Genomic DNA, 25,817 nt, shown 5'->3' on the forward strand with positions numbered 1-25,817 from the left:
CGGTCACGACTGCTTGTGCAGTCCGAGATTCTCGTAGATTTCGAGCGTCGCCGTCGAGTTGTTCAACGTGATGAAGTGCAGTCCGGGCACACCTTCGGAAAGCAGCTTCGCGCAGAACTGCGTTGCGAAGTCGATGCCAATGGAGCGTACAGCGGCGGGATCGTCCTTGGCGGCGAGGATGCGTTCTTTCAGGGAAGCGGGCACCGTCGCGTTGCTGAGCTGGGCGAATCTCTCCAATTGCCGGACGCTCGTCAGGGGCATCACCTCGGGGATGATCGGGGTTTCACAACCCGCAGCGACCACCCGGTCACGCATACGCAGATAATCCTCGGGGGCGAAGAACATCTGCGTGATCGCATAGTCCGCACCGGCACGGCACTTGTCCACGAAATGCCGGATGTCGGTGTCCCAGTCGGACGAGCGCGGATGCCGCTCGGGAAATGCCGCGACGCCCACGCAGAAATCGCCGGATTCCTTGATCAGCCGGACCAGGTCCGCCGCGTACCGCACGCCCTGGGGGTGCTCGACCCAGGGGCCCATCGGGTCGCCCGGCGGGTCTCCGCGCACGGCGAGGATGTTCCGGATTCCGGCGTCCGCGTACTGGCCGACCATATTGCGCAGCTCGGCGACGGAGTGGTTGACCGCCGTCAGGTGGGCGACCGGGGTGAGGGTGGATTCGGCGGCGATGTCCTGGGTCGCCTTCACCGTCCCGGCCCGGGTGGAACCACCGGCTCCGTAGGTCACGGAGACGAAGCTCGGCCGGACCGCCTCGACCCTGCGCAGCGCGTTCCAGAGGTTCCGCTCGCCCTTTTCGGTCTTGGGCGCCCAGAACTCGAACGAGTACGAGGTCTTGCCGGTCGCGAGCATCTCACGCACGGTGCGCGCGTGATCTGTCCTGGTGGAGGGTGTGCCAAGGGCCATACCGGCAGGTTAACCAGGGCAGGGCGGCCACCCAACCGAACCGGTGCGATTTGCCCGAATTGACCGTTACTTTGTCCACGCTTCGGACACTCCTGTCCCAAACACGCCAGTCCCGGGCGCCGGGGCCGCCGGGGACTGCGGGCCCTCAGCGTCACGCGCCGGCGCGCTCCCGGATCCTTCGTGCCAGCTCGGCGGCGGCTCCACCCGGATCGGCCGCCTCGGTGACCGCGCGCACGACGACGACCCGGCGCGCTCCGGCGTCCAGTACCTCGTCGAGGTTGCCGGCGTCGATCCCGCCGATGGCGAACCACGGGCGCGCGGGGGCCAGCGAGGCGGCGTACCGGACGAGGTCCAGACCGGGGGCGTACCGGCCGGGCTTGGTCGGGGTGGGCCAGCAGGGGCCGGTGCAGAAGTAGTCCACGCCGGGCTCGGCGACGGCCGCGTCGACCTCGGACCTTGCGTGTGTGGAACGGCCGACGACCACGTCGGGCCCGATGACCGCGCGGGCCGCCGGGACCGGCAGGTCGCCCTGGCCCAGGTGCAGCACATCGGATGCGATGGCATGGGCGACGTCGGCCCGGTCGTTGACCGCGAGGAGCTTGCCGTGGCGCTTGCAGGCGTCGGCGAGGACCGCGAGGTGCTCGAGCTCCTCGGCGGCCTCCATGCCCTTGTCGCGCAGCTGGACGATGTCCACGCCGGCGGCGAGCACCGCGTCGAGGAACTCGGGCAGATCGCCCTGGCGCCTGCGGGCGTCCGTGCACAGATAGAGCCGGGCGTCGGACAGCAGCTCGCGAGGCGTGGACATGATGAGGTTCCCCCGGGGAATACGATGAGCGGTTCGGTCGAGCGGCGGTGGACGCGGGCCGCGTCGTGCACGGCCCGCGTCCTCCGTAAGGCTGTCGGTCAGACGGCGAGCGCCTGGGCGCGGCGCTTCACCTCCGTGCCGCGATTCTCACTCAGCGCCTGCGCGGGCGTGCCCGGCAGGGTCGGGTCGGGAGTGAAGAGCCATTCCAGCATCTCCGCGTCGGAGTAGCCGTCGTCCCTCAGGAGTGTCAGGGTCCCCGAAAGACCCTTGACCACCTTGTTGCCGTCGATGAAGGCAGCAGGCACCTGGAGTGCCCGGTTCTCACCACGGCGTACGGCGATGAGCTGGCCCTCCTTGACCAGCTGCCGCACACGCGTCACCTCGACATCGAACAATTCGGCGATGTCAGGCAGGTGGAGCCAGGAAGGGACGAGAGCATCGATCTTTGCGTCAATCTCGGTCACGGGACAAGCCTGCCATCCCGGACCGACAGCCGATACCCGGACTCCGCCCTTCAGGGTCTCGCGGGCCGCGCCGAAGAGGCCCCGGTCCCGGATTCCGCTACGGCCGGGTCGCCGACTTCAGCGCTACGGACGGGTCGCCGGCCCGCTCCGGATCGATCCGCGCCCCCGACTCGATGAGCTTGCGCCCCTGCGCCAGGTCGCGCGGCCGGCCCACGGCGAGGACCGCGACCAGGACGTCACCCCGCAGCCAGCACACCGACCAGGCGGGAGAGTCCGGGTCGCCGCGCCACAGCAGGGTGTCCGCACCGCCGTGATGCCCCGCGTACTGCACGAACCGGCCGAACTGCTCGGACCAGAAGTAGGGCACGGGGTCGTAGGCCGGCGGCTCCGCACCGTCCGGGCCGGCCGCCCCCGCGATATGGGCGGCGGCGGTGCGCGGTCCCTGGAGTGCGTTGTCCCAGTGATGGATGAGCAGGCGTGTCCCGTAGCGCGCGGAGGGGAACGAGGCGCAGTCGCCGACGGCGTACACATCGGGCAGCGAGGTGCGCAGCGCCTCGTCTGCGGTGACCGACCCGTCGGACCCGAGCGCGACGCCCGATCCGGCCAGCCAGCCGGTGGCGGGCCGCGCCCCGATGCCGACGACGACCGCGTCGGCCGCGAGCGTGCGGCCGTCCGCCAGGACCACCGCGCCGGGCTCGACGCGGTCCACCCGGGCTCCGGTGAGGAGTTCGGCGCCGCTCTGCGCGTACCAGGCGGCCATCGGGGCCGCGACCTCTGCGGGCAGGGCTCCGGCGAGGGGCCGTTCGGCCGCCTCGACGACGGTGACCGCGCACCCCGCCTCACGGGCCGCGGTGGCGAACTCGGCGCCGATCCAGCCCGCGCCGATCACCACGACGGCGTGCCGTGCCTCGATGACGGGCCGCAGCCGGGCCGCGTCGTCCAGGGTGCGCAGCAGATGGACGCCGGGCACGCCCTCGGAGCCGGGCAGCACGACGGGTTCGGCGCCGGTGGCGATGACCAGGACGTCGTAGGGAACGGGGCCCGCCGACGTGTCCAGTTCGTGCGCCCCGGCGCGCACGCCGGTGACTTCGCAGCCCAGTCGAAGTGTGATGTCCAGGGCCTCGAAGTCGATGTCGAAGGCCGACTCCTCGGCCTTGCCGAGGAGCACCGCCTTGGACAGCGGGGGGCGGTCGTAGGGCTGATGGGGTTCGGCGCCGATCAGCGTGACGGTGCCGGTGAAGCCCTGCTCCCGCAGGGCCACCGCGGTCTGCACCCCCGCCATGCCCGCGCCCACGACGACGACCCGGCGCCCCGGCTGCTCTGTCCGCTGCTGCTCGCTCACCCGTACACCTTAATCATCTGACGAACCGTCAGGAAGAGGGCCGGCCCACCGCGCTCCCGCCGCCGCCCCCCGGCCGCGGCGACGGCTCCCTCCCCCGGTCCGGCGGGCGGGGTCTAGGGTGGCCCCCGTAAGAAACTCGCGGGAGCCCGGACGTACCGGGCTGAGAGGGAGGCTGGACGGCCTCCGACCGTACGAACCTGATCCGGGTCATGCCGGCGAAGGGAGGGGCTGGACGCCCATGCGCATCCACCGCACGAACGGGTCGGACGTCCTCGTCATCGGGGGCGGCGTCATCGGCCTCGTGACCGCCTGGCGGGCGGCTCGGCGCGGCCTGTCCACCGCGGTCGCCGATCCCGGACCGGGCGGCGGAGCCGCCCAGGTCGCGGCCGGAATGCTGGCCGCCGTCACCGAGCTCCACTACGGCGAAGAGACGCTGCTGGGTCTCAACGTCGCCTCCGCCGAGCGCTATCCGTCGTTCACGGCCGAGCTGGAGGCCGCGAGCGGACAGGACATCGGTTATCGCGCCTGCGGCACCCTGGCCGTCGCGCTGGATGCCGACGACCGGGCCCATCTGCGGGAACTGCACGAACTGCAGCGGCGTTCCGGGCTGGAGTCGGAATGGCTCACCGGCCGTGAGTGCCGCCGGCTGGAGCCGATGCTCGCGCCGGGCGTACGCGGTGGACTCCGGGTCGACGGCGACCACCAGGTCGACCCGCGCCGGCTGGCCGCCGCGCTGCTGACCGCGTGCGAGCGGGCCGGGGTCGTCTTCCACCGCCACCGGGCCGAGCGGCTCTCCGTGGTGCGCGACCGGGCCACCGGCGCCGTGCTGGACGACGGCAGGGAGGTGACCGCCGATCAGGTCGTGCTCGCCGCCGGCAGCCTCAGCGGGCGGCTCGCCGGGGTGCCGGACCACGTCCTGCCGCCCGTCCGACCGGTCAAGGGCCAGGTGCTGCGGCTGACCGTACCCACCGCGTACGCCCCCTTCCTCTCCCGCACCGTGCGCGCGGTGGTCCGGGGCAGCCATGTCTATCTCGTACCGCGCGAGAACGGCGAGCTGGTCATCGGCGCCACCAGCGAGGAGATGGGCTGGGACACCACCGTCACGGCGGGCGGTGTGTACGAGCTGCTGCGCGACGCGCACGAGCTGGTGCCCGGTATCACCGAGCTGCCGCTCACCGAGACCCGCGCCGGTCTGCGCCCCGCCTCCCCCGACAACGCCCCGCTGCTCGGCCGCACCGCCCTGCCCGGCCTCCACCTCGCCACCGGCCACCACCGCAACGGGGTGCTGCTCACTCCCGTCACCGGTGACGCCATGGCGCAGTTGCTGGCCGACGGCGAGCTGCCCGAGGTGGCCCGCCCCTTCTCCCCCGGCCGGTTCTCACCGGCCGCCCCCGCACGTCAGGAGCAGCCCGCATGACCGAGCCCCCCGCCCTCTCCGTGTCCGTGAACGGCGAGGCGGTCTCCGTCGTCGCGGGCACCACCCTGGACGCCCTCGTCGCGACGCTGACCGGGGCGCCGTCGGGTGTCGCCGCCGCCCTGAACGAGACCGTGGTGCCGCGCGGCCAATGGTCCGCCGCCGCACTCACCGACGGCGACCGGGTCGAGGTCCTGACCGCGGTCCAGGGAGGCTGACGTGTCCGACGACGTCTTCACCCTCGGGGACACCTCCTTCGGCTCCCGGCTGATCATGGGGACGGGCGGGGCACCCAGCCTGGAGGTGCTGGAACGCTCCCTGACCGCCTCCGGCACCGAGCTGACCACGGTCGCGATGCGGCGCCTCGACCCGACCGTGCAGGGCTCCGTGCTCTCCGTGCTGGAGCGCCTGTCCATCCGCGTCCTGCCGAACACCGCGGGCTGCTTCACGGCGGGCGAGGCCGTGCTCACGGCCCGCCTTGCGCGCGAGGCGCTCGGTACGGACTGGGTCAAGCTGGAGGTCGTGGCCGACGAGCGCACCCTGCTGCCCGACCCGGTCGAGCTGCTGGACGCCGCGGAGACGCTGGTGGACGACGGCTTCACGGTCCTGCCGTACACCAACGACGACCCTGTGCTGGCCCGGAAGCTGGAGGACGTGGGGTGTGCGGCGATCATGCCGCTCGGCTCGCCCATCGGCTCGGGTCTGGGCATCCGCAATCCGCACAACTTCCAGCTGATCGTCGAGCAGGCGCGGGTCCCGGTGATCCTGGACGCGGGCGCCGGGACGGCGTCGGACGCGTCGCTCGCCATGGAGCTGGGGTGCGCCGCGGTGATGCTGGCATCGGCGGTGACGCGGGCGCAGGAGCCCGAACTGATGGCCGCCGCGATGCGCCATGCGGTCCGGGGCGGGCGGCTCGCTCACCGCGCGGGCCGGATCCCCCGCCGCCACTTCGCCGAGGCGTCCTCGCCGGTGACGGGGCGGGCGGCACTGGATCCGGAGCGCCCGGCCTTCTGAGCCCGGAGCACCGCGGCAGCGGATCGCATGTCCCTGTCACGGCTCGGCTGCAGTACGGCCCCGGGTTCGCCCGGAGCGTCGGCGGTGTCCGTGGCGGCTCGTAGACTCGCATGGTGGATACGACCCTCCAGGACCCTCTCGTCGGGCAGCTGCTCGACGGCCGCTACCGCGTCGATGCCCGCATCGCCGTGGGCGGCATGGCCACGGTCTACCGGGCCATGGACACCCGGCTCGACCGGGTGCTCGCCCTCAAGGTGATGCACCCGGCGCTCGCGACCGACGCCACGTTCGTCGAGCGCTTCATCCGTGAGGCCAAGTCGGTGGCGCTGCTCGCGCACCCCAATGTGGTCGCCGTCTTCGACCAGGGAGCCCAGGGGCAGTACGTCTACCTGGCGATGGAGTACGTCGCGGGGTGCACGCTGCGCGACGTGCTGAGCGAGCGCGGCGCACTGCAGCCACGGGCCGCGCTGGACATCCTGGAGCCGGTGCTCGCCGCGCTCGGCGCCGCGCACCGGGCGGGTTTCGTGCATCGCGACATGAAGCCGGAGAACGTGCTGATCGGCGACGACGGGCGGGTCAAGGTCGCCGACTTCGGCCTGGTCCGGGCTGTGGGATCGGTCACGAACACCACGGGGACCATCCTGGGCACCGTCTCGTATCTCGCGCCCGAGCAGATCGAGCACGGGACGGCGGACACCCGCGCGGACGTGTACGCCTGCGGTGTCGTGCTGTACGAGATGCTCACGGGCGCCAAGCCGCGCGACGGGGACTCCCCCGCCCAGGTCATCTACCAGCACCTCAACGAGGACGTCCCGGCCCCCTCGGCCGTCGTCCCGGGGCTCGCGGTCGAGCTCGACGACCTGGTCGCGAGCGCCACCGCCCGTAACCCCGAGGTCCGTCCGTTCGACGCGGTGGCGCTGCTCGCCGAGACCCGCCGGGCCCGCTCCGGCCTCACGGACGCCCAGCTGGACGCCGTACCGCCGCAGGCCATCGCCGACGAGACCCCCGGGGCGGAGGAGGAGGACGAGGCCGACGACCACACGACCGTGATCCCCCGGCCGCTGCCGCGCGACCAGGACGACGCCCACCGCACCGACCGGCTGCTGCCGCGCGACCAGGGAACCGCCCACCACACCAACCGGCTGGAGAGGCCCACGCCGCCGCAGCAGCCCCTGCCCTTCCACAGCGGCGGGCGTCGCGGACCGCGGCGCGGGATCCTCGTGGCCGTCCTCGCGGTACTGCTGGTGCTCGTGGCCGGCGGTGGCGTCTGGTACATCAACTCCGGACAGTTCACCCATGTGCCGTCACTGCTCGGCCAGAGCGAGAAGGCCGCCAAGGAGCGGCTCTCGGACGCCGGCCTGGAGCTGAAGGGCGTGAAGCGGGCCTACAGCGACACCGTCGACCGCGGCAAGGTGCTGAGCAGCGACCCGAAGTCGGGCGCCCGGATCCGGGGCAACGGCTCGGTTTCGCTGGTCGTCTCGCGCGGGCCCGAGATCGTGGAGGTGCCCGATGTGCAGGGCACCGGGCTGGCCGAAGCCAGGCGGGAGCTGAAGAGGTCGGGCCTGGTGCCCGGCATGGTCACCAAGGAGTTCAGCGAGGACGTGGCGGCGGGCGAGGTGCTGCGTACGGATCCCGAGGCGGGCGCCGAGCGCCACCCGGACTCCGCGGTCGCGATCGTGGTCTCCAAGGGCAGCCCGGTCGACGTCCCCGACGTCACGGGGCTCTCCGTCGAGGACGCCACCGCCGCACTGGACGAGCAGGGGCTGAAGGCCGAGGTGCTGTCCGGCCGGGTGAACTCCCCCGAGGAGGCGGGCGACATCGCCCGTCAGTCGCCGGCCGAGGGCACCGAGGCCGCCGAGGGCGACTCCATCAAGCTGACGGTCTCCAAGGGGCCCCGGATGATCGACGTACCGGACGTCACCGGGAAGGACGTCAGCGAGGCCCGGAGCGTGCTCGAGGAAGCGGGCTTCGAGGTCGAGGTCGACCGTCCGTTCCTCTCCTTCAGCAACACCGTCGCGAGCCAGTCCGTCGAGGGCGGCGAGCGGGCCCCCGAGGGCGGCACCATCACCATCAAGACCAAGGGGCTCTAGATCCGTATGCGCAACCCTGTCGGCGGTCACGTTCCGGTGGCCGGCGGCCTCGCCAGGGCCGGCCTCCCCTACGCCCGCGAGATGGGCGCGGAGGCCGTCCAGGTCTTCGTCGCCAATCCGCGCGGCTGGGCGACCCCGGCCGGGAATCCGGCGCAGGACGAGCTGTTCCGCGCCGAGTGCGCCGCCGAGTCCATACCGGCGTACGTCCACGCCCCGTATCTGATCAACTTCGGCTCACACACGCCGGCGACCGTGGAGAAGTCCGTGGAATCGCTGCGCCATTCGCTGCGCCGCGCCCGCGAGATCGGCGCGCTGGGCGTCGTGGTGCACACCGGCTCCGCGACCAACGGGCGCCCCCGCGAGGAGGCGCTGGCGCAGGTACGCACCCATATGCGGCCGCTGCTCGACGAGCTGACACACGACGACGACCCGTTCCTGCTGCTGGAGTCGACCGCCGGCCAGGGCTTCTCGCTCTGCTCACGGACCTGGGACTTCGGCCCGTACTTCGACGCGCTGGACGCCCATCCGAAGCTCGGCATCTGCCTCGACACCTGCCACATCTTCGCCGCGGGGCACGATCTGGCACGTCCGGCGGGCATGAAGGAGACGCTCGACCTGCTGGTGGAGACGGTCGGCGAGGGCCGGCTGAAACTGATCCACGCCAATGACTCCAAGGACGTGGCCGGAGCCCACAAGGACCGGCACGAGAACATCGGCGCGGGCCACATCGGCGAGGAGCCGTTCCGGGAGCTGTTCTCCCACCCGGCCACCGAGGGCGTGCCTCTGGTGATCGAGACACCCGGCGGCACAGAGGGCCACGCGGCCGATGTGGCCCGGCTCAAGGAGCTGCGCGGGCGGGGCTGAGCGGGCGGCCCGCAGCGGCGGACACCCATCGAGGAATACCCCTGGGGGGTATATGGTTCTTGCTGTCGGCAGGAACCGCTCCTCAGCATCGGGGGATCACCATGCAGGACCACACGGAGCACGCGCAGCACGCCGGTCACTCCGACCACAGCGTGCACGAGGGACATGCCGGCCATGCCCACCACATCGGCCACGCCGACCACAGCGAGGGCGGCGTCGGATGGGCGATGGCGGCGCGGGCGACCCTCCACTGCCTGACCGGATGCGCCATCGGCGAGATCCTCGGCATGGTGATCGGCACGGCACTCGGCTGGGGCAACATGCCGACGATGGTGCTCGCGATCGTCCTGGCGTTCTTCTTCGGCTACACGCTGACACTGCGGTCGATCCTGAAGGCGGGGGTCGATTTCAGGACGGCGTTCCGGGTCGCTCTGGCGGCCGACACACTCTCCATCGCGGTGATGGAACTGATCGACAACGGAGTGATCGTCCTGTGGCCGGGCGCCATGGACGCGATGCTCTCGGACACCCTGTTCTGGGGCGCGCTCGCGATCTCGCTCGCCGTCGCGTTCGTCGTCACCACACCGGTGAACAAGTGGATGATCGGCCGCGGCAAGGGGCACGCGGTGGTGCACCAGTACCACCACTGAGGCGGCACGGGAGGAACAGCGGGATCAGAGCTCGGGGCCGTCCCCGGGCTCTTCCTGGTAGGAGTAGCGCTGTTCCTTCCACGGATCGCCGATGTTGTGGTAGCCGCGCTCCTCCCAGAAGCCCCGGCGGTCGGCGGTCATGTACTCGATGCCGCGGACCCACTTGGGGCCCTTCCAGGCGTACAGGTGCGGCACGAGGAGCCGGAGCGGGAAGCCGTGCTCCGCGGTGAGCAGCTCGCCGCCCTTGTGGGTCGCGAACAGGGTCCGGTCGGAGGCGAAGTCCTCGAGCCGGAGGTTGGAGCTGAATCCGTACTCGGCCCAGACCATCACATGGGTGACCTGGGGCGAGGGCGGCGCCAGCGCCACGACGTCACGGGCGAGCACTCCGCCCCACTCGGCGCCGAGCATGCTGAACTTGGTCACACAGTGCAGATCGGCGACGACCGAGGAGAACGGCAGCGCCGAGAACTCCTCATGGTTCCAGCAGCGCTTCTCGCCGTCGGCGGTGGCCCCGAAGACCCGGAACTCCCAGCGGTCGGGCTTGAACTTGGGCACCGGCCCGTAGTGGGTAACCGGCCATCCACGCTGCAGTCGCTGCCCCGGCGGAAGCTCGGACTGCTCTGATGCGCGGTGTTCCCGGCTTTCCGGCTGACCCATGACTCCATGGTGACAGACAGGCAGGGGTGGTCATGACCAGGGAAGACGCGATTCGGGCAACTCGTACTAAGCGTGCACTTACTGGACGCCCACCGGGTGCGATGCGAGGATGCGGCCAACTTGCCCAGTTCACCGGTTGGAAGGAGCCTCTGCGATGCAGGGCGACCCCGAGGTCCTCGAGTTCCTGAACGAACAGCTGACCGCCGAATTGACGGCCATCAACCAGTATTTCCTGCATGCAAAGATGCAGGACAATTTCGGCTGGACGAAGCTCGCGAAGTACACGCGGTCCGAGTCCTTCGACGAGATGAAGCATGCCGAGATCCTCACCGACCGGATCCTCTTCCTCGATGGACTGCCGAACTATCAGCGGCTCTTCCACGTACGCGTGGGCCAGACGGTCACCGAGATGTTCCAGGCGGACCGCCAGGTCGAGGTGGAGGCGATCGACCGCCTCAAGCGCGGCATCGAGCTGATGCGCGCCAAGGGCGACATCACTTCCGCAAATATCTTTGAGTCGATCCTGGCGGACGAGGAACACCACATCGACTATCTCGACACCCAGCTGGAACTGGTCGAGAAGCTCGGCGAGCCGCTCTACATCGCGCAGCTGATCGAGCAGCCGGAGAGCTGACCGGCGCGTCCTCGCCGATGCCGGGCCACGCTCAGGCGGCGTCGGGAAGCACGGCCGCCGGCACAAGGGCGGGGCCGGTGCCGGGGGCGATGCCGGGATCGGCATCGGGAGCGGCGCCGGCCGCGAGACGGTCGGCGGTGCCGGGCGTCTGCTTCTGGTCGAGCAGTTCACGGCGCGGGCACGCACCGCGGCCCAGCAGCGCCTGGATGGTGCGGACGCAGCCACCGCAGTCGGTCCCCGCCTTGCAGGCGGAGGCTATCTGGCGGGGCGTGCAGGCGCCGGCTTCCGCATGTTTCTTGACCTGCTGCTCCGTAACGCCGAAGCACGAGCAGACGTACATGCGGTTTCACCTCCCGACGGGATGGATCGTGGGCGCCGCCCCGATAATCGGTGAGGCTAACCTAACCTTACCCGTCGCTCAGGGTCCGCAAAAGCCCCCGAACGCCCTGTGGGGCACGGATCACATCGATCCGTGCCCCACAGTCGTACGTGCGCTACCTGCGGTGACGCCTACTGGTCCCGGTACATCTCGGCGACCAGGAACGCGAGGTCCAGCGACTGGCTGCGGTTGAGCCGGGGGTCGCAGGCCGTCTCGTACCGCTGGTGGAGATCGTCCACGAAGATCTCGTGGCCGCCGCCGACGCACTCGGTGACGTCGTCACCGGTGAGCTCGACGTGGATACCGCCCGGGTGCGTGCCGAGGCCCTTGTGCACCTCGAAGAAGCCCTTGACCTCGTCCAGGACGTCGTCGAAGCGGCGGGTCTTGTGGCCGGACGCGGCCTCGAAGGTGTTGCCGTGCATCGGGTCGGTCACCCAGGCCACGGTGGCACCGGAGGCGGTGACCTTCTCGACCAGCTCGGGGAGCTTGTCGCGGACCTTGTCGGCGCCCATCCGGACGACGAAGGTCAGCCGGCCGGGCTCGCGCTCGGGGTCGAGGCGCTCGATGTAGCCGAGGGCCTCGTCGACGGTGGTCGTCGGGCCGAGCTTGATGCCGATGGGGTTGCGGATCCTCGAGGCGAACTCGATGTGCGCGCCGTCCATCTGGCGGGTGCGCTCACCGATCCACACCATGTGGCCCGAGGTGTCGTAGAGCTCGCCGGTGCGCGAGTCGGTGCGGGTCAGCGCCGACTCGTAGTCCAGCAGCAGAGCCTCGTGCGAGGAGTAGAACTCGACGGCCTTGAACTCCGCCGGGTCCGTGCCGCACGCCTTCATGAAGTTCAGCGCGTTGTCGATCTCGCGGGCCAGGGCCTCGTAGCGCTGGCCGGACGGGGACGACTTCACGAAGTCCTGGTTCCAGGCGTGCACCTGGCGCAGATCGGCGTAACCGCCGGTGGTGAAGGCGCGGACGAGGTTCAGCGTGGAGGCGGATGCGTGGTACATCCGCTTCAGCCGGTCCGGGTCCGGGATGCGTTCGGCCTCGGTGAAGGCGAAGCCGTTGACGGAGTCGCCGCGGTAGGTCGGCAGCGTCACGCCGTCGCGGGTCTCGGTCGGCTTGGAGCGCGGCTTGGAGTACTGACCGGCGATCCGGCCCACCTTGACGACGGGCACGGAGGCCGCGTAGGTGAGGACGGCGCTCATCTGGAGGAGGGTCTTCAGCTTGGCGCGGATGTGCTCGGCCGACACGGCGTCGAAGGCCTCGGCGCAGTCACCGCCCTGCAGCAGGAACGCCTCGCCCTTGGCGACGGCTCCCAGGCGGGCGCGCAGCTGGTCGCACTCGCCGGCGAAGACGAGCGGCGGATACGACGCGAGGTCCGCGAGTACATCGCGCAGCGCCTCGGAGTCGGGGTACTCGGGCTGCTGCGCCGCGGGAAGGTCTCGCCAGGTGTTGCCACCGGCGACGGAGGTATTGGCGTTCACGGTCACGGGCTCCACATTACGGGGTCGCGTCCCTTGCTTTTTCTGGTGCTCAGCGACTGAGACGGACGTCTCGGCACGGTCAGTGACCGGGGCCACATTCCGGCCTGCTAACCTCACGCCTTTCGGATCCGAACAGTGTGTACAAGTAAACAAGCAGGGGTGGGGACTTGAAGCGGAATCACCGTAGGGACCTCAAGAAGAGACGGATGCTGTACGGGGCCGGCGCCGCGGTCGTCGCGACCGCGACGATCGGCACCCTCGCGATGGCCTCGCAGGATCCTGCGGCCACCGACGGCAAGCCGGCACCGGCGGCCGCCGTGCTGCAGGCGCAGTTCGAGAACGCGGCGCGCGAGTTCGACGTACCGCAGAGCGTGCTGATGGCGGTCTCGTACCGGCAGACGCTGTGGGAGAGCCACGACGGCCAGCCGAGCACCAGCGGCGCGTACAACGTCATGGGGCTCACCCGGGTGACTCCGCAGGACGTCGTCCGGCCGGACGACAAGGAGCGTCTCGCGCACTCCAACGCGAGCGACAGCCCCGAGGTCGAGCGGAAGTACGACGCCGGCAAGGCGCTGCGCAGCCTGCCGAAGGAAGCCGTCGACACCGACGACCCCCGGCTCCACACGCTGGACAAGGCGGCCGGGCTGATCGACGCCGGGACGGAATCGGTCCGCAACAGCACGGAGCAGAGCATCCGCGCGGGTGCGGCGCTGCTTGCCGAGTACCAGCGGGAGGCGACCGACTCGCTGCCGGACACCGCGGGCGAGTGGTATCCCGCGGTGGCCCGGTACAGCCAGTCGCCGGACACGAAGGGCGCCGGTCTCTTCGCCGAGCGGGTCTTCGATTCGATCAGGACGGGTGAGCGCCGGCTCACCACGGACGGCCAGCAGGTCACGCTTGCCGCCGACCCCTCGGCCGAGCCGGTCAAGCCGTCGAAGCTCCCCCTGGCCGCGACGTTCGCGAGCACGACGGCGACCCCCACGCCGGAGTGCCCGTCCAGCCTGGTCTGCAACTTCATTCCGGCCGAGGACCCGAAGACCGGCACGCGCAACTACAGCCTGGGCAGCAGGCCCGCCGGCGGATTCGACATCCGTCAGATCGTCATCCACGACACCGAGGGCGACTACCAGACCTCGCTGGACACCTTCCGGAACTCGGCGCAGGGTGTGAGCACGAACTACCTGATCCGCGCCTCGGACGGTCTGGTCACCCAGATGGTCGAGAACAAGAACCTGGCGTGGCACGCGGGCAACTGGTCGCTCAACATGCACTCCATCGGCGTGGAGCACGAGGGCTTCGCCATCAAGGCAGGCAAGTGGTTCACCGAGCCGCAGTACGAGTCCTCCGCGGCCCTGGTGAAGTTCCTCGCGGGCAAGTACGGCATCCCGCTGGACCGTGAGCACATCATCGGCCACGACGAGGTACCCGGAACGCTGGACGGCGAAGTCGCCGGCATGCACTGGGACGCCGGCCCCTTCTGGGACTGGAACCACTACATGTCGCTGATGGGCGCCCCGACCGGCTCCGACGGCGCCGGCGGGCCCGTCGAGGCCGGCCAGGTGGTCCGGGTCGTGCCCCCGTTCACCACGGCCAACCAGCCGGCGCTGACGTACCAGGGCTCCGCGGTCGCCAAGCAGCCGACGAACTTCGGCTACCTGTACACCTCGCCCTCGACGACGGCGGCGACCCTCACCGACCCGTACTTCCCGAACGTGAAGGCCACGGACGGCCCGAACTGGGGGAACAAGGTCGTCGCGGGCGGCAAGTACGTCGTCGCCGAGGCCCGGGGGGACTGGACGGCGATCTGGTACGGCGGGCAGAAGGCGTGGTTCTCCAACCCGGGCGGCCAGTTCACCGCGCGCGTCGCCGGCCCCGCCCCGTCGGTGGTGACGCTCAAGGACGGTGCCACGGCCCGGCTCTACGGCCGCTCCTTCCCGGAGGCCTCGGCCTACGCCGGAACGGGTACCACCGCCCCGACGGACAACCCCGACTACCTGTCGAAGTACAAGCTGCCCGCCGGGCAGGCCTATGTGCGGGCCGGGGACGACGTCCTGGGAGACGACTACTTCGGCTCCTCGCAGACCCGGGTCGTGGGCACGGAAACCTACGTCCCGATCCGCTACAACCACCGCATCGCCTGGGTGAAGGCGAGCGACGTCCAGCAGGCGAGCAGCACGGTCCCGGATGCCGGGACCGACCGCTACAACGTGCTGGCCCGGGACAGCGCCGGGCGCGTCTGGCAGTACCAGGGCACCGGCAGCGCCTCCTCCCCGTACTACCGCCGCTACCAGGCGGGCTACGGCTGGCAGAACTACACGGCGCTGACCGCGATGACCGCGATGCGGGCCGACGGCACGGGCGACATCGTGGCCCGCGACAAGGACGGCGTGCTCTGGTACTACCGCGGCAGCGGCAACCCGGACAAGCCGTATCTGGCCCGGCTCAAGGTGGGCAGCGGCTGGAACCAGTACAACAGCCTGTGGGGCATGCGTGACCTCGACGGCGACGGCACGGCGGATCTGATCGCCCGCAACAGCACCGGGGCGATCTTCTTCTACAAGGGAACGGGCACCCCGGCGAAGCCCTTCGCGCCCAAGGCCCAGATCGGCACCGGCTGGCAGATCTACGACGCGGTGGTCTCCACCGGCGACCTGAACGGTGACGGCAAGGCCGACTTCGTGGCCCGGGACAAGTCGGGGGCGCTGTGGAGCTACAGCGGCACCGGCTCGGCCACGGCCCCGTATGCGAAGCGGGTCCTGATCGGCAGTGGCTGGGGCGCGTACAAGCTGCTGCTCGGGCCGAGCGACCTGGACCGTGACGGCCGGGGCGACCTGGTCGGCGTGGACGGTTCCGGGAACTTCTGGTTCTACCGCTCCACCGGCAGCGCGACCGCTCCCTTCGCCAAGAAGTCCCAGGTCGGGACCGGCTGGCAGATCTACAACCTGCTCTTCTGAGCAGAGCGGTGAGCGCGGGCCCGTTCCACCGGCCGGGTGGAGCGGGCCCCGTCGTGTCACGGCGTGGGCTAAGGTACGGGCATGTTCGCGCACTCGACCCGTAACTGGTGGTGGACCGCTCATCCGGCGGCCCACTGACTGCGCGTACACATCGAGCAGAGGCCGCCCGAGGGGCGGCCTTTTTCATGTCCAGGGGCCGTTCCTCCCAGCTGAATCCAGTGGAAGGAACACACCCCGCATGACACCCCACGTGACACCGCAGATGATCGTCCAGAGGCTCCTCGGCGACGACTGCCCGCCCTTCGCCCTGCTGCGCAGGCGCACCCCGGGACACGACCACGACACCGCCGAGGTGCTGATCGGCCGGGTGCGGGAGGTGGACCGGCTCGCCGGCATCCCGGTGGGTGAGCAGCCCTCACTGGCCCTGGTGCCCTTCCGTCAGATCGCAGAACGCGGCTTCGACGTACGCGACGACGGGACGCCGCTGGCCGTACTGGTCGCGGACGAGACGTACACGATGCCGATCGACGAGGCGCTGGACCTGCTCCCCCGCCACGCGGTGCGGGTCGAGGACGGTGCGTTCGACGTCTCCGACGAGGAGTACGCGGGGACGGTGCGGCGCGTCATCGAGGACGAGATCGGCCGGGGCGAGGGCGCGAACTTCGTCATCCGGCGGACCTTCCGGGGCGAGATCCCCGGCTTCGGCCGGGCGGACGCGCTGGCGCTGTTCCGGCGGCTGCTGGCCGGTGAGCGGGGGGCGTACTGGACGTTCGTGGTGAACACCGGGGACCGGACACTGGTCGGCGCGAGCCCCGAGGTGCATGTGCGGATGTCCGGCGGGACGGTCGTGATGAATCCGATCAGCGGCACCTACCGCTACCCCGCCGAGGGGCCGAGCGCCGAGAGCCTGCTGGACTTCCTCGGGGACCGCAAGGAGACGGAGGAGCTCTCCATGGTGGTCGACGAGGAGCTCAAGATGATGTGCACCGTCGGCGACATGGGCGGGGTGGTGATCGGGCCTCGGCTGAAGGAGATGGCCCATCTCGCGCACACCGAGTACGAGTTGCGCGGACGTTCCTCGCTGGATGCGCGGGAGGTGCTGAAGGAGACCATGTTCGCGGCGACGGTCACCGGCTCGCCCGTGCAGAACGCCTGCCGGGTCATCGAACGGTACGAGCCCGGCGGGCGCGGCTACTACGCGGGAGCACTGGCCCTGGTGCGGCAGGCGCCCGACGGTACGCAGACGCTGGACTCGCCGATCCTGATCCGGACCGCCGACATCTCGGCCCGGGGAGAGCTGCGGGTGCCGGTCGGGGCGACGCTGGTGCGCCATTCCGACCCGGAGAGCGAGGTCGCCGAGACCCATGCGAAGGCGGCCGGTGTGCTGGCCGCGCTGGGCGTGCGGCCGGGCCGTCCCGAGGCCGAGGGGGCGCGGCCGCGGCTGGCCGACGACCCCCGGGTGCGGGCGGCGCTGGACGCCAGGCGGGACGGGCTGGCGCCGTTCTGGCTGCGGATGCAGGAGCGCTCCGGCGAGCTGTCCGGCCATGCGCTGGTGGTCGACGGCGAGGACACCTTCACCGCGATGCTGGGGCATCTGCTGCGCGCGTCGGGGCTGGAGGTCACGGTGCGCCGCTACGACGAGCCGGGGCTGCGCGAGGCCGTGCGGGCGCACGAGGGGCCCGTCGTGCTGGGTCCCGGGCCGGGGAACCCGGGTGATCCGGCCGACCCGAAGATGCGGCTGCTGCGCGCGCTGGCCTCGGAACTGGTCCGGGACCACCGGTACGGGCTGCTGGGAGTGTGCCTGGGCCATGAGCTGATCGCGGCGGAGCTGGGGCTCGAGATCGTCCGCAAGACCGTGCCGTACCAGGGCGCGCAGACCCGGATCGATCTGTTCGGGCGCCCGGAGACCGTCGGCTTCTACAACAGCTTCACCGCGCGCTGCGACGACGCCGAGGTCGCCGAGCTGGCGGCGCACGGGATCGAGACGAGCCTGGACGAGGCGACCGGGGAGCTGCACGCGCTGCGCGGGGACGGCTTCGCGTCGGTGCAGTTCCACCCGGAGTCGGTGCTGACGCTGCGCGGGGCGGCGATCGTGGGCGAACTCCTGGCAGGGCTTCCGGTACGCGGCTGACGCGGCGGCAGGCTCCGGGTCCTGGGTGCTGCCGCTCAGGACCCGGCCGTCGCCGGGACCAGGACGTTGTCGCTGCGGCGGCCGGCCAGGTAGTCGTCGACGTTCTGGACGGTGGCCCCGATGATCTGGCCCAGCGCGTCCTCGGTGTAGTACGCCTGGTGCGAGGTGACGAGGACGTTCGGGAAGGTGACGAGGCGGGCCAGGGTGTCGTCGTCGACGCCCTCCAGGGACTTGTCGAGGAAGAAGAGCCCGGCCTCCGCCTCGTACACGTCGAGTCCCACGCCCAGGAGCCGGCCCGCCCGCAACTCCCCGACCAGGGCCGAGGTGTCGATGAGTCCGCCGCGGCTGGAGTTGATCAGGATCGCGTCGTCCTTCATGTGGGCCAGGGCGTCCTTGCCGATGATGTGGTGGGTCGAGGGCAGCAGCGGCACGTGCAGGCTGATCAGGTCGGACTCGGCGAGGAGCTGCTCCTTGTCGACGTACCGCATCCCGAGCTCGACGCAGGCCGGGTTCTCGGCGACGTCCCAGCCGAGCAGATTCATGCCGAAGCCATGGGCGATCCGGGTGAACGCCTCGCCGATCTTGCCGGTGCCGATGATGCCGGCCGTGCGGCCGTGCATGTCCCGGCCGAGCAGGCCGTCGAGCCGGAAGTCGAAGTCCCGGGTACGGATCGTGGCACGCACGACACGGCGGTTGACCGCCATGGCGAGGGTCCAGGCGAATTCGGCGACGGAGTAGGGCGAGTACCAGGAGACCCGGGCGACCCGCAGGGCGAGGCGCTCGGCGACGTCCAGATCGATGTTGTTGAAGCCGGTCGAGCGCTGGGCGATCATCTGGGTGCCGCCGGCCGCGAGGGTCTGCAGGACCTTGCCGCCCAGATCGGCGTTGACGCTGGTGGAGATGATCTCGTAGCCCGCCGCGATGGGTGCGGTGTCCTGGTTCAGGAAGACGTCCAGACAGCGCACCTCGTGCTTCCCGGCGAAGGCCTTCTCGATCAGCGGCTTCTCGTCGGACTGCACACCGAATGCCAGGATTTCCACGACGTCTCCTGTGACTGATGCGGGCGAGGTGCGGGGCCCGCCCGTGCACCGGGGTGCGGAGGGTGCGGGCCCTGCGGGGCCGGTCATCGCGAATATACGGCCGGACTCCTCGGTGCGCCGCTCAGCCGAAGAAGACCCCCGCCTCCGCGTACAGCGCCGGATCCACCGTCCTGAGCCGGGCGGTCGCCTCCGCGACCGGCACCCGCACGATGTCCGTGCCGTGCGGGGCGACCATCTTCCCGATGCGGGAATTGATCTCAGATGTCGTCCAGGCCGCGCTCGATGGCGTACCGGACGAGCTCCACGCGGTTGTGCAACTGAAGCTTGCCCAGGGTGTTCTGGACGTGGTTCTGGACGGTCCGGTGCGAGATGACGAGCCGTTCGGCGATCTGCTTGTACGAGAGTCCCTTGGCCACCAGGCGCAGGACCTCGGTCTCCCGGTCGGTGAGCTCCGGGGCCTTGGGCTCGTCGGAGGCGACGGGTGCGGGATCGGAGGCCAGCCTGCGGTACTCGCCGAGCACGAGTCCGGCGAGGCCGGGGGTGAAGACCGGGTCGCCGACCGCGGTGCTGCGGACGGCCTCGGTCAGCTCCTGGGTACTGGCCGACTTCAGCAGATAGCCGGTGGCGCCGGACTTGACCGCCTCCAGTACGTCGGCGTGCTCACCGCTCGCGGAGAGCACCAGGACCCGCAGTCCGGGCTGTGCGCCGACGAGTTCCTTGCAGACCTGGACGCCCGGCATCCCCGGCAGATTGAGGTCGAGGACGAGGACGTCGGGGGTGACGGCCCCGGCCCGGCGGACCGCCTGCGGGCCGTCGCCCGCGGTCGCCACCACGTCGAAGCCGGACTCGGCCAGATCGCGGGCGACGGCGTCGCGCCACATCGGGTGGTCGTCGACCACCATCACCCTGATGGGCCGCTGCTGTGCGGCGCCCTCTTCGTGTACCGCGCTCATCGGACTGAACCCGCCTTCCCCCGTGACATCTTCGGAACCTTCAATTCGACCTCGGTGCCCTGGCCGGGTACCGAGATCAGCTCGGCCGTGCCACCCAGGTCGCGCAGCCGCCCGCGGATCGACAGGGCGACGCCGAGGCGCCCCTCGCCCTCGGCCTGGGCGAGCCGCCCCTCCGGGATGCCGGGACCGTCGTCCCGGACCGTCACGATCACCTCGTCCGGCCAGTCCTCGACCAGGATCCAGGCCTGGGCGCCCTCCCCCGCGTGCACCCGGACATTATCCAGGGCGGCGCCGGTGGCGGCGGCCAGCTCCGCGGCCGCCGCCGGTGCGAGCAGCACCGGAGCGCCGGGCTCCGCGAAGCTGACCCGGGATCCCGCGTGCGGGGCGAGCAGCGCGCGCAGATCGGTCTCGGCCGGGGCCCCCGCCTCGTCGTCGGTCTCGACGGTCCGCACGACGGCGCCCTCGGACGCGTCCTCGGAGACCCGGGTGGGGGGCACCAGACCGCTGGAGACCAGGGTGCGCAGGGCGACCTCCTGCTCCCCGGCCATCCGGCCCAGCTCGGCCGCCTCGCCGCCGATCGCCGTGCCGCGGCGCTGCACCATCGCGAGGACCTGGAGCACGCTGTCGTGGATGTCGCGGGCCAGGCGCTCCCGCTCCCGGGTGGCGGCCTCGATCTCCAGGGCGCGGGCGAGGGTGCGCTCACTGGCGCGGGCGACCTCGACGACGTACCCGATGGCGATGGAGGCGACCCAGACCAGCAGCACGTTGTGCAGGGTGTCGCGGCTGGGTTCGCCGCGCTCGATCAGGTTGGCGACGGCGACGAAGCTGGAGGCGAAGGCCGCCCACCGCCAGCCGCCCTTGATCGCGTAGGCCAGGACCGAACCGGCGGTCCAGATGGACGGCAGGGTCGGGCCGTCGACGTGCTGGGCCTGGAAGTCGGCGAGCGGGGTGATGAGGATGCCGATGAGCGCGAGGGCGAGGTCGGCGCCCAGGAAACGCTTGGTGCAGGCCACGGCGCCCGCGACCTTCGGCAGGGTGGCGAGCGTCCAGAGGGCCATGACCGTCAGGAAGGCGATGGCCACCCACGGCCGGTCGTACTTGTCGCGTCCGAAGACGGCGAGCAGGATCGCGTAGAGCATCGTGAGGATGCGGTACGCGGTCAGGGCACGCCACAGCGGCTGCTCGACCGACATCCGTACGACCCGCACACGCTTGGCCATCGTGCTGCTCCCCCGCCCCCGTCGGACCGCCGTGCGCTCAGGCGCCGGCGCGGTCCGTGTCCGTATCCGGTCCGTCCGGCCCGCCGGGCGCCGCCTGCTTGGCTGCGTCCGCCTGCCGCTTCGCCTCGTCGGCGATCTGCCGCTTGGCGGCGGTCGCGTAGATGTCGACGTACTCCTGGCCGGAGAGCTTCATGATCTCGTACATCACCTCGTCGGTGACCGAGCGCAGGATGAAGCGGTCGCCCTCCATGCCGTGGTAGCGGCTGAAGTCGAGCGGCTTGCCGATCCTGATCCCCGGGCGCATCAGCCTGGGCACGACCTGGCCGGGCGGCTGGATCTTCTCCGTGTCGATCATCGCGACGGGGATGACGGGGGCCCCGGTGGCGAGCGCCACCCGGGCGAGCCCGCCGGGCTTGCCGCGGTAGAGACGGCCGTCGGGCGAGCGGGTGCCCTCCGGGTAGATCCCGAAGAGGCCGCCGCTCTCGATGACCTCGATGCCGGCCTTGATCGCCGCCTCACCGGCACCGCGGGCGCCCGAGCGGTCCACCGGGAGCTGGCCGACACCCTTGAAGAAGGCGGCGGTGAGCTTGCCCTTGACGCCGGGCGCGGTGAAGTACTCGGACTTGGCGATGAAGGTGACCTTGCGGTCCAGGACGGCGGGCAGGAAGAAGGAGTCGGAGAACGACAGATGGTTGCTGGCGAGGATCGCGGGCCCCTGCTCGGGGATGTTCTCCAGGCCCTCCACCCACGGCCTGAAGGCGAGCTTCAGAGACCCGCCGATGGAGAACTTCATAGCGCCGTAGATCAACTCGGGTGCCTCCTGTGTGCTGTCGAGAGACCTTAACCCGTGCCGCGGCCCGCGCTCCCGCCCGGCACGGGCAGGGCGTCCGCGGCCCCGGCCGGTGACGGCCCTGGTCGGTGTCGGCCCGGTCGCGTACGGTGAAGTAATCCTTCTGCACTCCCCCCTTTCGCTCCCCTTCGAGCCTCACGAACAGGAGACCCCGGTGCCGGTCCTTCCTGGAGCCGAGCCGTTCCGCCACGAGGGCGGAGAGGTCGGCGTCCTCCTCTGTCACGGATTCACCGGTTCCCCTCAGTCGCTGCGCCCCTGGGCCGACTACCTGGCGGAGCGCGGGCTGACGGTCTCGCTGCCGCTGCTGCCCGGGCACGGCACCCGCTGGCAGGACATGCAGGTGACCGGCTGGCAGGACTGGTACGCCGAGGTGGACCGGGAGCTGCGGGCGCTGCTGGAGCGGTGCGAGCAGGTCTTCGTCTTCGGCCTCTCGATGGGCGGCGCGCTGTCGCTGCGGCTCGCGGCGAAGCACGGTGACGCGATCCGGGGTCTGGTGCTCGTCAACCCGGCCAACAAGGTGCACGGCCTCGCGGCGTACGCGCTGCCGGTCCTGCGCCACCTGGTTCCCACGACGAAGGGACTGGCCAGCGATATCGCCCTGGCGGGCTCCGACGAGGTGGGCTACGACCGGGTGCCGCTGCACGCGGCCCATTCGTGCCGCAATTTCTTCCGGCTGGTCGACGGCGAACTGCCCCAGGTGACCCAGCCGCTCCTGCTGCTGCACAGCCCGCAGGACCATGTCGTGCCGCCCGCCGACTCCGCCCGGATCCTGAGCCGGGTGTCCTCGACGGACGTCGAGGAGATCCTGCTGGAACAGAGCTACCACGTCGCGACGTTGGACCACGATGCGGAGCGGATTTTCGACGAGAGCTATGCGTTCATCGGCCGCCTCGCTCCGAGTGTCGGGAAGAAGGGGAGCACGTCCGGTGGCTGAGCACGACGCGGAGCGCGCGGGCAGCGAGGAGGAGCGCGAGCCGCTCCCCGCGGAGGGGGCTGCCGTCCCCGACGACGGTGGTGCGCCGGCGCCCGATGTCCCGGGCGCCGCGCCGGCCGGCGACGGGGAGCCCCCGGTCGACGAGGACGCCGTCTGGCAGGCGATCGTCGCCGGGTACGGCGAGGAGCCGCCGGACCCGCCGGGCGCCAGGCCGTTCCGGTCCATAGAGGATCTGGCCCTGCCGGAGGACGGACCGGCCGCCCTGGACCAGGACAAGGGCATCGGCAAACGGCCGCCCAGGCCGCCGGAGAAGCCGCTCGGCAGCTCGGTGGTCTTCGCCCCCGGGGTCGGTGGCCCGCGCGACTACGAGCCGGCCGAGTCCGCCGATGGCGGCATCGACGACGAGGACGACAGCCCGGAGGGACACTTCGTACCGCCGGAGCCGCCGCCGTTGCCGGAGGCCGATGTCACGGCGAAGTTCGCCTGGCTGGCGGTGATCGGCGGCCCGGTCCTGCTGCTGCTCGCGGTGCTGCTCCGGTGGGAGATGACCTGGTGGCTGACGACGGTCTGCGTCGGCGGCTTCCTGGGCGGTTTCGTGACGCTGGTGGCGCGTATGGAACACGACGACGAGGACGGCGACGACCCCGGCCGCGGCGCGGTGGTCTGAAAGGTCCGCAGCGTGGTGCCCGCCGGTCAGGCGGGCACCCGGAGCGCGGCCAGCACCGGCAGGTGATCGGTCGCGGCCAGCAGATCGGCCTCGGTGACGCCGGGCAGCCCGGACGGCACACCGCAGCCGAGCACCTCGATCCCGGACGTCGCGAAGACCGCGTCGATCCTCTTGTCCGGATCGCGCTGCGGAAAGGTGTGCTCGCCGCCCCTGGGGCGCAGCGCCCAGCAGTCCTGGAGCCGCCCGGCCAGGCGCCGGAAGGCAGGCCCGTCCGGTACGTCGTTGAGGTCACCGGCGACGACCACATGCTCCACGCCCATCGCGTCCACCGTCTCCAGCAGGCGCTCGGCCTGGGCCAGGCGTTCCTGGCGGTGCAGGCTCAGATGGCAGCTCAGTACCCCGATCCGGGTGCCCGCGATCCGGACCACGGCGGTGGCGAACCCCCTGCGGTGCCGGCCCGGGGCGAGCGGCAGCAGGATGTCCTCGGTGCGCTCCACCGAGGCGCGCAGCGAGCAGAGCAGCAGGGGTCCGGCCGCGGTGGCTCCGCCGCCGAGGACCACCAGGTCGGTGCGGGCGGCGAGCCGGGCGGCGTACTTGCGCCAGCGGAAGAAGCGCGGGGCCTCCTGGACGAGGACCAGATCGGGGGCGCAGGCGCGGATGACGCGGGCCAGCGCCGGGCAGTCGTCCCGCATCGACCGGATGTTGTAGCTGAGCACTCTGATGACGGCCGAGCCGTCCGGTTCGGTACGGGAGTCGGGCAGCGACATCGTGGCCATGGAGTTCACGATACGGCGGACGCCCGCCGCTCCCCGAGGGGGCGCGACGGGCGTCCGGCTTGTCCGTGTCCGGCGGGGTCAGCCCTGCCGGGCCAGGTCCGCCGCACCCACCAGCCCTGCCTTGCCGCCCAGTTGGGCCGCGAGCACCTGGGCGTGCGGGCGCCACTCGCCGCCGATCAGCCAGCGCCGGAACGACTTGCGGATCGGGTCCAGGACCAGTTCGCCCTCGTCCGACACGCCGCCGCCGACGATGAAGGCGGACGGGTCGAAGAGCGAGGCGAGGTCGGCCAGTCCGGCGCCGGCCCAGCGGGCCAGCTCGCGGAAGGAGTCGACGGCCACCGGGCAGCCCTGCCGGGCGGCCTCACTGATGTGCTTGCCCTCGATGCCCTCGACCGTGCCGTCGCCGAGCGACAGCAGGATCGTGGCGTTCTCGGGGGTGGCGTTGGCCCGCTGCTTCGCGTAGCGGACGAGCGCGCGCCCGGAGGCGTACTGCTCCCAGCAGCCCTGGCTGCCGCAGCCGCAGAGCAGACCGTCCGGGACGACCCGGATGTGGCCGAACTCGGCGGCCACGCCGAAGCGTCCGCGGCGCAGCTTGTTGCCGATGATGATGCCGCCGCCGAGGCCTGTGCCGAGCGTGATGCAGATGACGTCCTCGTGGCCCTGGCCGGCACCGAAGCGGTACTCGCCCCAGGCCGCCGCGTTGGCGTCGTTCTCCACGACCACGGGAAGGCCGACGCGCTGCTCGACCTTGTCCTTCAGCGGCTCGTGCCGCCAGTTGATGTTCGGCGCGAACAGCACCGTGGCACGCTTGTCGTCGACATATCCGGCCGCGCCGATGCCGACCGCCTCGACCGGGTGCCCCTCGCTCGCGCCGGACACCGCCGCCGCGATCGCGTCCACGATGGCTTCGGCCGTCGGCGGGGTCGGCACCTTGAAGGTCGAGAGGATGTGGCCCTCTTCGTCGACCACTCCAGCTGCGATCTTCGTGCCGCCGATATCGACGCCGATGGTGAGTCCCATGAATCCCTCAGTTCCGGTCGAGCCCCGCTGAGGCAACCGTACCCGAGGACGGACCCCGCCCAGGCGGCGCCGGTCAGTCCAGGTCGATGTGTTCGCCGGCGGCCGGCCCCTCGTCACGGGGGTCGGTGGGGTCGTCCGCCTTCTTTTCCGCGCCTGCGGGATCCCCCGCACCCTGGGTCCAGCGGCGCTCCTGACCCTCGACCGCGGAGCGATAGGCGGCGAGAAGCTCGCTGCCGGCCGCGGCGATGTGGTCGAAAACCTCTGGATTGCGTTCGATGACGGGCTCGACGGCGGACTTCGCCTGCCTGATGACCTGCTGCACGGCGCCCTGGGCCGCAGCGCCGAGCAGCGGCGTCTGGAGCGACCCGAGCTTGTCGGCCACGGCGTCGACCAGCTTGCGCAGCTCCTCGGCCGCGGAGCCGGGCGGCGGGCCGTACTCGGCACGGCGGCGGGCCTTCTCGGCGGCGAGGTCCTCGGCGCAGGCCTGCGCCCACGCGTCGTCGTCGACGGGACGATCGGTGGCTTCGCTCATGGCGGACTCCTGCGACGTGGATGGCCGG

26 protein-coding genes, 1 pseudogene and 1 riboswitch are annotated in these 25,817 nt (G+C 71.2%); of the genes and pseudogenes, 12 read left to right on the forward strand and 15 right to left on the reverse strand.

Translation table 11 applies throughout. From position 1 onward, the window contains the following. Positions 1–3: 3 nt before the first annotated feature. The 4 genes from metF to OG782_RS09400 form a co-directional block, all read right to left on the reverse strand. Positions 4–921: a methylenetetrahydrofolate reductase [NAD(P)H] gene (metF, locus tag OG782_RS09385; RefSeq protein ID WP_406449218.1), complete on the reverse strand. Its 918-nt coding sequence runs from the start codon at positions 919–921 to the stop codon at positions 4–6. 151 nt (positions 922–1,072) lie between these two features. After that, a complete protein-coding gene (thiE, locus tag OG782_RS09390) occupies positions 1,073–1,726 on the reverse strand; it encodes a thiamine phosphate synthase (RefSeq protein ID WP_406449220.1) in 654 nt (217 codons plus the stop codon). A gap of 98 nt (positions 1,727–1,824) precedes the next feature. Then, entirely contained in the window at positions 1,825–2,190 is a 366-nt protein-coding gene (locus OG782_RS09395; RefSeq protein WP_406449222.1) for an Rv2175c family DNA-binding protein, read from the reverse strand. A gap of 97 nt (positions 2,191–2,287) precedes the next feature. After that, positions 2,288–3,532: an NAD(P)/FAD-dependent oxidoreductase gene (locus OG782_RS09400; RefSeq protein WP_406449224.1), complete on the reverse strand. Its 1,245-nt coding sequence runs from the start codon at positions 3,530–3,532 to the stop codon at positions 2,288–2,290. 128 nt (positions 3,533–3,660) lie between these two features. Further along, positions 3,661–3,774: riboswitch (TPP riboswitch) on the forward strand. Between OG782_RS09400 and thiO the strand changes: the two genes are divergently transcribed. The 6 genes from thiO (at position 3,771) to OG782_RS09430 (ending at position 9,564) form a co-directional block, all read left to right on the forward strand. Then, a complete protein-coding gene (gene thiO, locus OG782_RS09405) occupies positions 3,771–4,949 on the forward strand; it encodes a glycine oxidase ThiO (RefSeq protein ID WP_406449226.1) in 1,179 nt (392 codons plus the stop codon). (Overlaps the previous riboswitch by 4 nt.) Then, entirely contained in the window at positions 4,946–5,164 is a 219-nt protein-coding gene (gene thiS / locus OG782_RS09410) for a sulfur carrier protein ThiS (RefSeq protein WP_406449228.1), read from the forward strand. Before thiO ends, thiS begins: the two co-directional genes overlap by 4 nt. Position 5,165: 1 nt before the next feature. Then, positions 5,166–5,960 (forward strand): thiazole synthase, encoded by a 795-nt coding sequence (locus tag OG782_RS09415; protein ID WP_406449230.1) that lies wholly within the window; start codon positions 5,166–5,168, stop codon positions 5,958–5,960. Between the two features lie 113 nt (positions 5,961–6,073). Beyond that, complete coding sequence (gene pknB, locus OG782_RS09420) at positions 6,074–8,050, forward strand: Stk1 family PASTA domain-containing Ser/Thr kinase (RefSeq protein ID WP_406449232.1); 1,977 nt, start codon at positions 6,074–6,076, stop codon at positions 8,048–8,050. A gap of 6 nt (positions 8,051–8,056) precedes the next feature. Next, entirely contained in the window at positions 8,057–8,914 is an 858-nt protein-coding gene (locus OG782_RS09425) for a deoxyribonuclease IV (RefSeq protein ID WP_406449234.1), read from the forward strand. A 101-nt stretch (positions 8,915–9,015) separates the two neighbouring features. Further along, positions 9,016–9,564 carry a DUF4396 domain-containing protein gene (locus OG782_RS09430; RefSeq protein ID WP_406449236.1) on the forward strand — a complete coding sequence of 183 codons (549 nt, stop codon included), beginning with the start codon at positions 9,016–9,018 and terminating at the stop codon, positions 9,562–9,564. Between the two features lie 24 nt (positions 9,565–9,588). On the opposite strand, the gene OG782_RS09435 is transcribed toward OG782_RS09430, so the two are convergent. Continuing rightward, the gene (locus OG782_RS09435) at positions 9,589–10,221 is read right to left on the reverse strand and encodes a sulfite oxidase-like oxidoreductase (RefSeq protein ID WP_406449238.1); all 633 of its coding nucleotides are present in this window, start codon (positions 10,219–10,221) and stop codon (positions 9,589–9,591) included. Between the two features lie 154 nt (positions 10,222–10,375). Here OG782_RS09435 and bfr point away from each other — a divergent pair, with 154 nt between their 5' ends. Then, complete coding sequence (gene bfr / locus OG782_RS09440; protein ID WP_073735557.1) at positions 10,376–10,855, forward strand: bacterioferritin; 480 nt, start codon at positions 10,376–10,378, stop codon at positions 10,853–10,855. A 31-nt stretch (positions 10,856–10,886) separates the two neighbouring features. Here bfr and OG782_RS09445 read toward each other — a convergent pair whose 3' ends face one another. After that, entirely contained in the window at positions 10,887–11,195 is a 309-nt protein-coding gene (locus tag OG782_RS09445; RefSeq protein WP_406449240.1) for a bacterioferritin-associated ferredoxin, read from the reverse strand. 170 nt (positions 11,196–11,365) lie between these two features. Next, positions 11,366–12,712 (reverse strand): class II 3-deoxy-7-phosphoheptulonate synthase, encoded by a 1,347-nt coding sequence (locus OG782_RS09450; protein ID WP_406449242.1) that lies wholly within the window; start codon positions 12,710–12,712, stop codon positions 11,366–11,368. Positions 12,713–12,918: 206 nt separating this feature from the next. On the opposite strand from OG782_RS09450, the gene OG782_RS09455 reads away from it, so the two are divergent. The 3 genes from OG782_RS09455 (at position 12,919) to OG782_RS09465 (ending at position 17,797) form a co-directional block, all read left to right on the forward strand. After that, on the forward strand, positions 12,919–15,666 hold the full coding sequence (locus OG782_RS09455) for an N-acetylmuramoyl-L-alanine amidase (protein WP_406449244.1): 2,748 nt from the start codon (positions 12,919–12,921) through the stop codon (positions 15,664–15,666). Positions 15,667–15,747: 81 nt separating this feature from the next. After that, on the forward strand, positions 15,748–15,804 hold the full coding sequence (locus tag OG782_RS09460) for a trp operon leader peptide (protein ID WP_073735655.1): 57 nt from the start codon (positions 15,748–15,750) through the stop codon (positions 15,802–15,804). A 124-nt stretch (positions 15,805–15,928) separates the two neighbouring features. Beyond that, a complete protein-coding gene (locus OG782_RS09465) occupies positions 15,929–17,797 on the forward strand; it encodes an anthranilate synthase family protein (protein ID WP_406458957.1) in 1,869 nt (622 codons plus the stop codon). 35 nt (positions 17,798–17,832) lie between these two features. Here OG782_RS09465 and OG782_RS09470 read toward each other — a convergent pair whose 3' ends face one another. From OG782_RS09470 to OG782_RS09490, 5 genes and pseudogenes are all read right to left on the reverse strand, one after another. Then, the gene (locus OG782_RS09470) at positions 17,833–18,837 is read right to left on the reverse strand and encodes a 2-hydroxyacid dehydrogenase (protein ID WP_406449246.1); all 1,005 of its coding nucleotides are present in this window, start codon (positions 18,835–18,837) and stop codon (positions 17,833–17,835) included. A 121-nt stretch (positions 18,838–18,958) separates the two neighbouring features. Further along, a pseudogene (locus tag OG782_RS09475) lies at positions 18,959–19,078 on the reverse strand (6-phosphofructokinase); the annotation flags it as partial. A 16-nt stretch (positions 19,079–19,094) separates the two neighbouring features. Continuing rightward, the gene (locus tag OG782_RS09480) at positions 19,095–19,790 is read right to left on the reverse strand and encodes a response regulator (RefSeq protein ID WP_406449248.1); all 696 of its coding nucleotides are present in this window, start codon (positions 19,788–19,790) and stop codon (positions 19,095–19,097) included. Next, entirely contained in the window at positions 19,787–21,010 is a 1,224-nt protein-coding gene (macS, locus tag OG782_RS09485; protein ID WP_406449250.1) for a MacS family sensor histidine kinase, read from the reverse strand. The genes OG782_RS09480 and macS overlap by 4 nt, the downstream gene beginning before the upstream one ends. A 37-nt stretch (positions 21,011–21,047) precedes the next feature. Further along, positions 21,048–21,818: a lysophospholipid acyltransferase family protein gene (locus OG782_RS09490; RefSeq protein ID WP_406449252.1), complete on the reverse strand. Its 771-nt coding sequence runs from the start codon at positions 21,816–21,818 to the stop codon at positions 21,048–21,050. Between the two features lie 196 nt (positions 21,819–22,014). On the opposite strand from OG782_RS09490, the gene OG782_RS09495 reads away from it, so the two are divergent. Continuing rightward, on the forward strand, positions 22,015–22,794 hold the full coding sequence (locus OG782_RS09495; protein WP_406449254.1) for an alpha/beta hydrolase: 780 nt from the start codon (positions 22,015–22,017) through the stop codon (positions 22,792–22,794). After that, on the forward strand, positions 22,787–23,461 hold the full coding sequence (locus OG782_RS09500) for a hypothetical protein (protein ID WP_406449256.1): 675 nt from the start codon (positions 22,787–22,789) through the stop codon (positions 23,459–23,461). The genes OG782_RS09495 and OG782_RS09500 overlap by 8 nt, the downstream gene beginning before the upstream one ends. Positions 23,462–23,487: 26 nt before the next feature. Here the strand turns inward: OG782_RS09500 and OG782_RS09505 are convergent, their stop codons facing one another. From OG782_RS09505 to OG782_RS09515, 3 genes are all read right to left on the reverse strand, one after another. Beyond that, positions 23,488–24,237, reverse strand: a complete 750-nt coding sequence (locus OG782_RS09505; protein ID WP_406449258.1) for an endonuclease/exonuclease/phosphatase family protein — start codon at positions 24,235–24,237, stop codon at positions 23,488–23,490. A gap of 78 nt (positions 24,238–24,315) precedes the next feature. After that, positions 24,316–25,257 (reverse strand): ROK family glucokinase, encoded by a 942-nt coding sequence (locus OG782_RS09510; protein ID WP_406449260.1) that lies wholly within the window; start codon positions 25,255–25,257, stop codon positions 24,316–24,318. Positions 25,258–25,330: 73 nt separating this feature from the next. Beyond that, complete coding sequence (locus OG782_RS09515; protein ID WP_406449262.1) at positions 25,331–25,789, reverse strand: DUF5304 domain-containing protein; 459 nt, start codon at positions 25,787–25,789, stop codon at positions 25,331–25,333. Positions 25,790–25,817: the final 28 nt, after the last annotated feature.

Source organism: Streptomyces sp. NBC_00876, assembly GCF_045207435.1.
Taxonomy (GTDB): domain Bacteria; phylum Actinomycetota; class Actinomycetes; order Streptomycetales; family Streptomycetaceae; genus Streptomyces.

Bases quoted from the DNA above. Each gene is read 5' to 3' on its own strand.
- metF (WP_406449218.1), bottom strand. From the start codon at position 921: ATGGCCCTTGGCACACCCTCCACCAGGACAGATCACGCGCGCACCGTG.
- thiE (WP_406449220.1), bottom strand. From the start codon at position 1,726: ATGTCCACGCCTCGCGAGCTGCTGTCCGACGCCCGGCTCTATCTGTGC.
- thiO (WP_406449226.1), top strand. From the start codon at position 3,771: ATGCGCATCCACCGCACGAACGGGTCGGACGTCCTCGTCATCGGGGGC.
- thiS (WP_406449228.1), top strand. From the start codon at position 4,946: ATGACCGAGCCCCCCGCCCTCTCCGTGTCCGTGAACGGCGAGGCGGTC.
- OG782_RS09425 (WP_406449234.1), top strand. From the start codon at position 8,057: ATGCGCAACCCTGTCGGCGGTCACGTTCCGGTGGCCGGCGGCCTCGCC.
- OG782_RS09430 (WP_406449236.1), top strand. From the start codon at position 9,016: ATGCAGGACCACACGGAGCACGCGCAGCACGCCGGTCACTCCGACCAC.
- OG782_RS09435 (WP_406449238.1), bottom strand. From the start codon at position 10,221: ATGGGTCAGCCGGAAAGCCGGGAACACCGCGCATCAGAGCAGTCCGAG.
- bfr (WP_073735557.1), top strand. From the start codon at position 10,376: ATGCAGGGCGACCCCGAGGTCCTCGAGTTCCTGAACGAACAGCTGACC.
- OG782_RS09445 (WP_406449240.1), bottom strand. From the start codon at position 11,195: ATGTACGTCTGCTCGTGCTTCGGCGTTACGGAGCAGCAGGTCAAGAAA.
- OG782_RS09455 (WP_406449244.1), top strand. From the start codon at position 12,919: ATGCTGTACGGGGCCGGCGCCGCGGTCGTCGCGACCGCGACGATCGGC.
- OG782_RS09465 (WP_406458957.1), top strand. From the start codon at position 15,929: ATGATCGTCCAGAGGCTCCTCGGCGACGACTGCCCGCCCTTCGCCCTG.
- OG782_RS09480 (WP_406449248.1), bottom strand. From the start codon at position 19,790: ATGAGCGCGGTACACGAAGAGGGCGCCGCACAGCAGCGGCCCATCAGG.
- macS (WP_406449250.1), bottom strand. From the start codon at position 21,010: ATGGCCAAGCGTGTGCGGGTCGTACGGATGTCGGTCGAGCAGCCGCTG.
- OG782_RS09505 (WP_406449258.1), bottom strand. From the start codon at position 24,237: ATGGCCACGATGTCGCTGCCCGACTCCCGTACCGAACCGGACGGCTCG.
- OG782_RS09510 (WP_406449260.1), bottom strand. From the start codon at position 25,257: ATGGGACTCACCATCGGCGTCGATATCGGCGGCACGAAGATCGCAGCT.
- OG782_RS09515 (WP_406449262.1), bottom strand. From the start codon at position 25,789: ATGAGCGAAGCCACCGATCGTCCCGTCGACGACGACGCGTGGGCGCAG.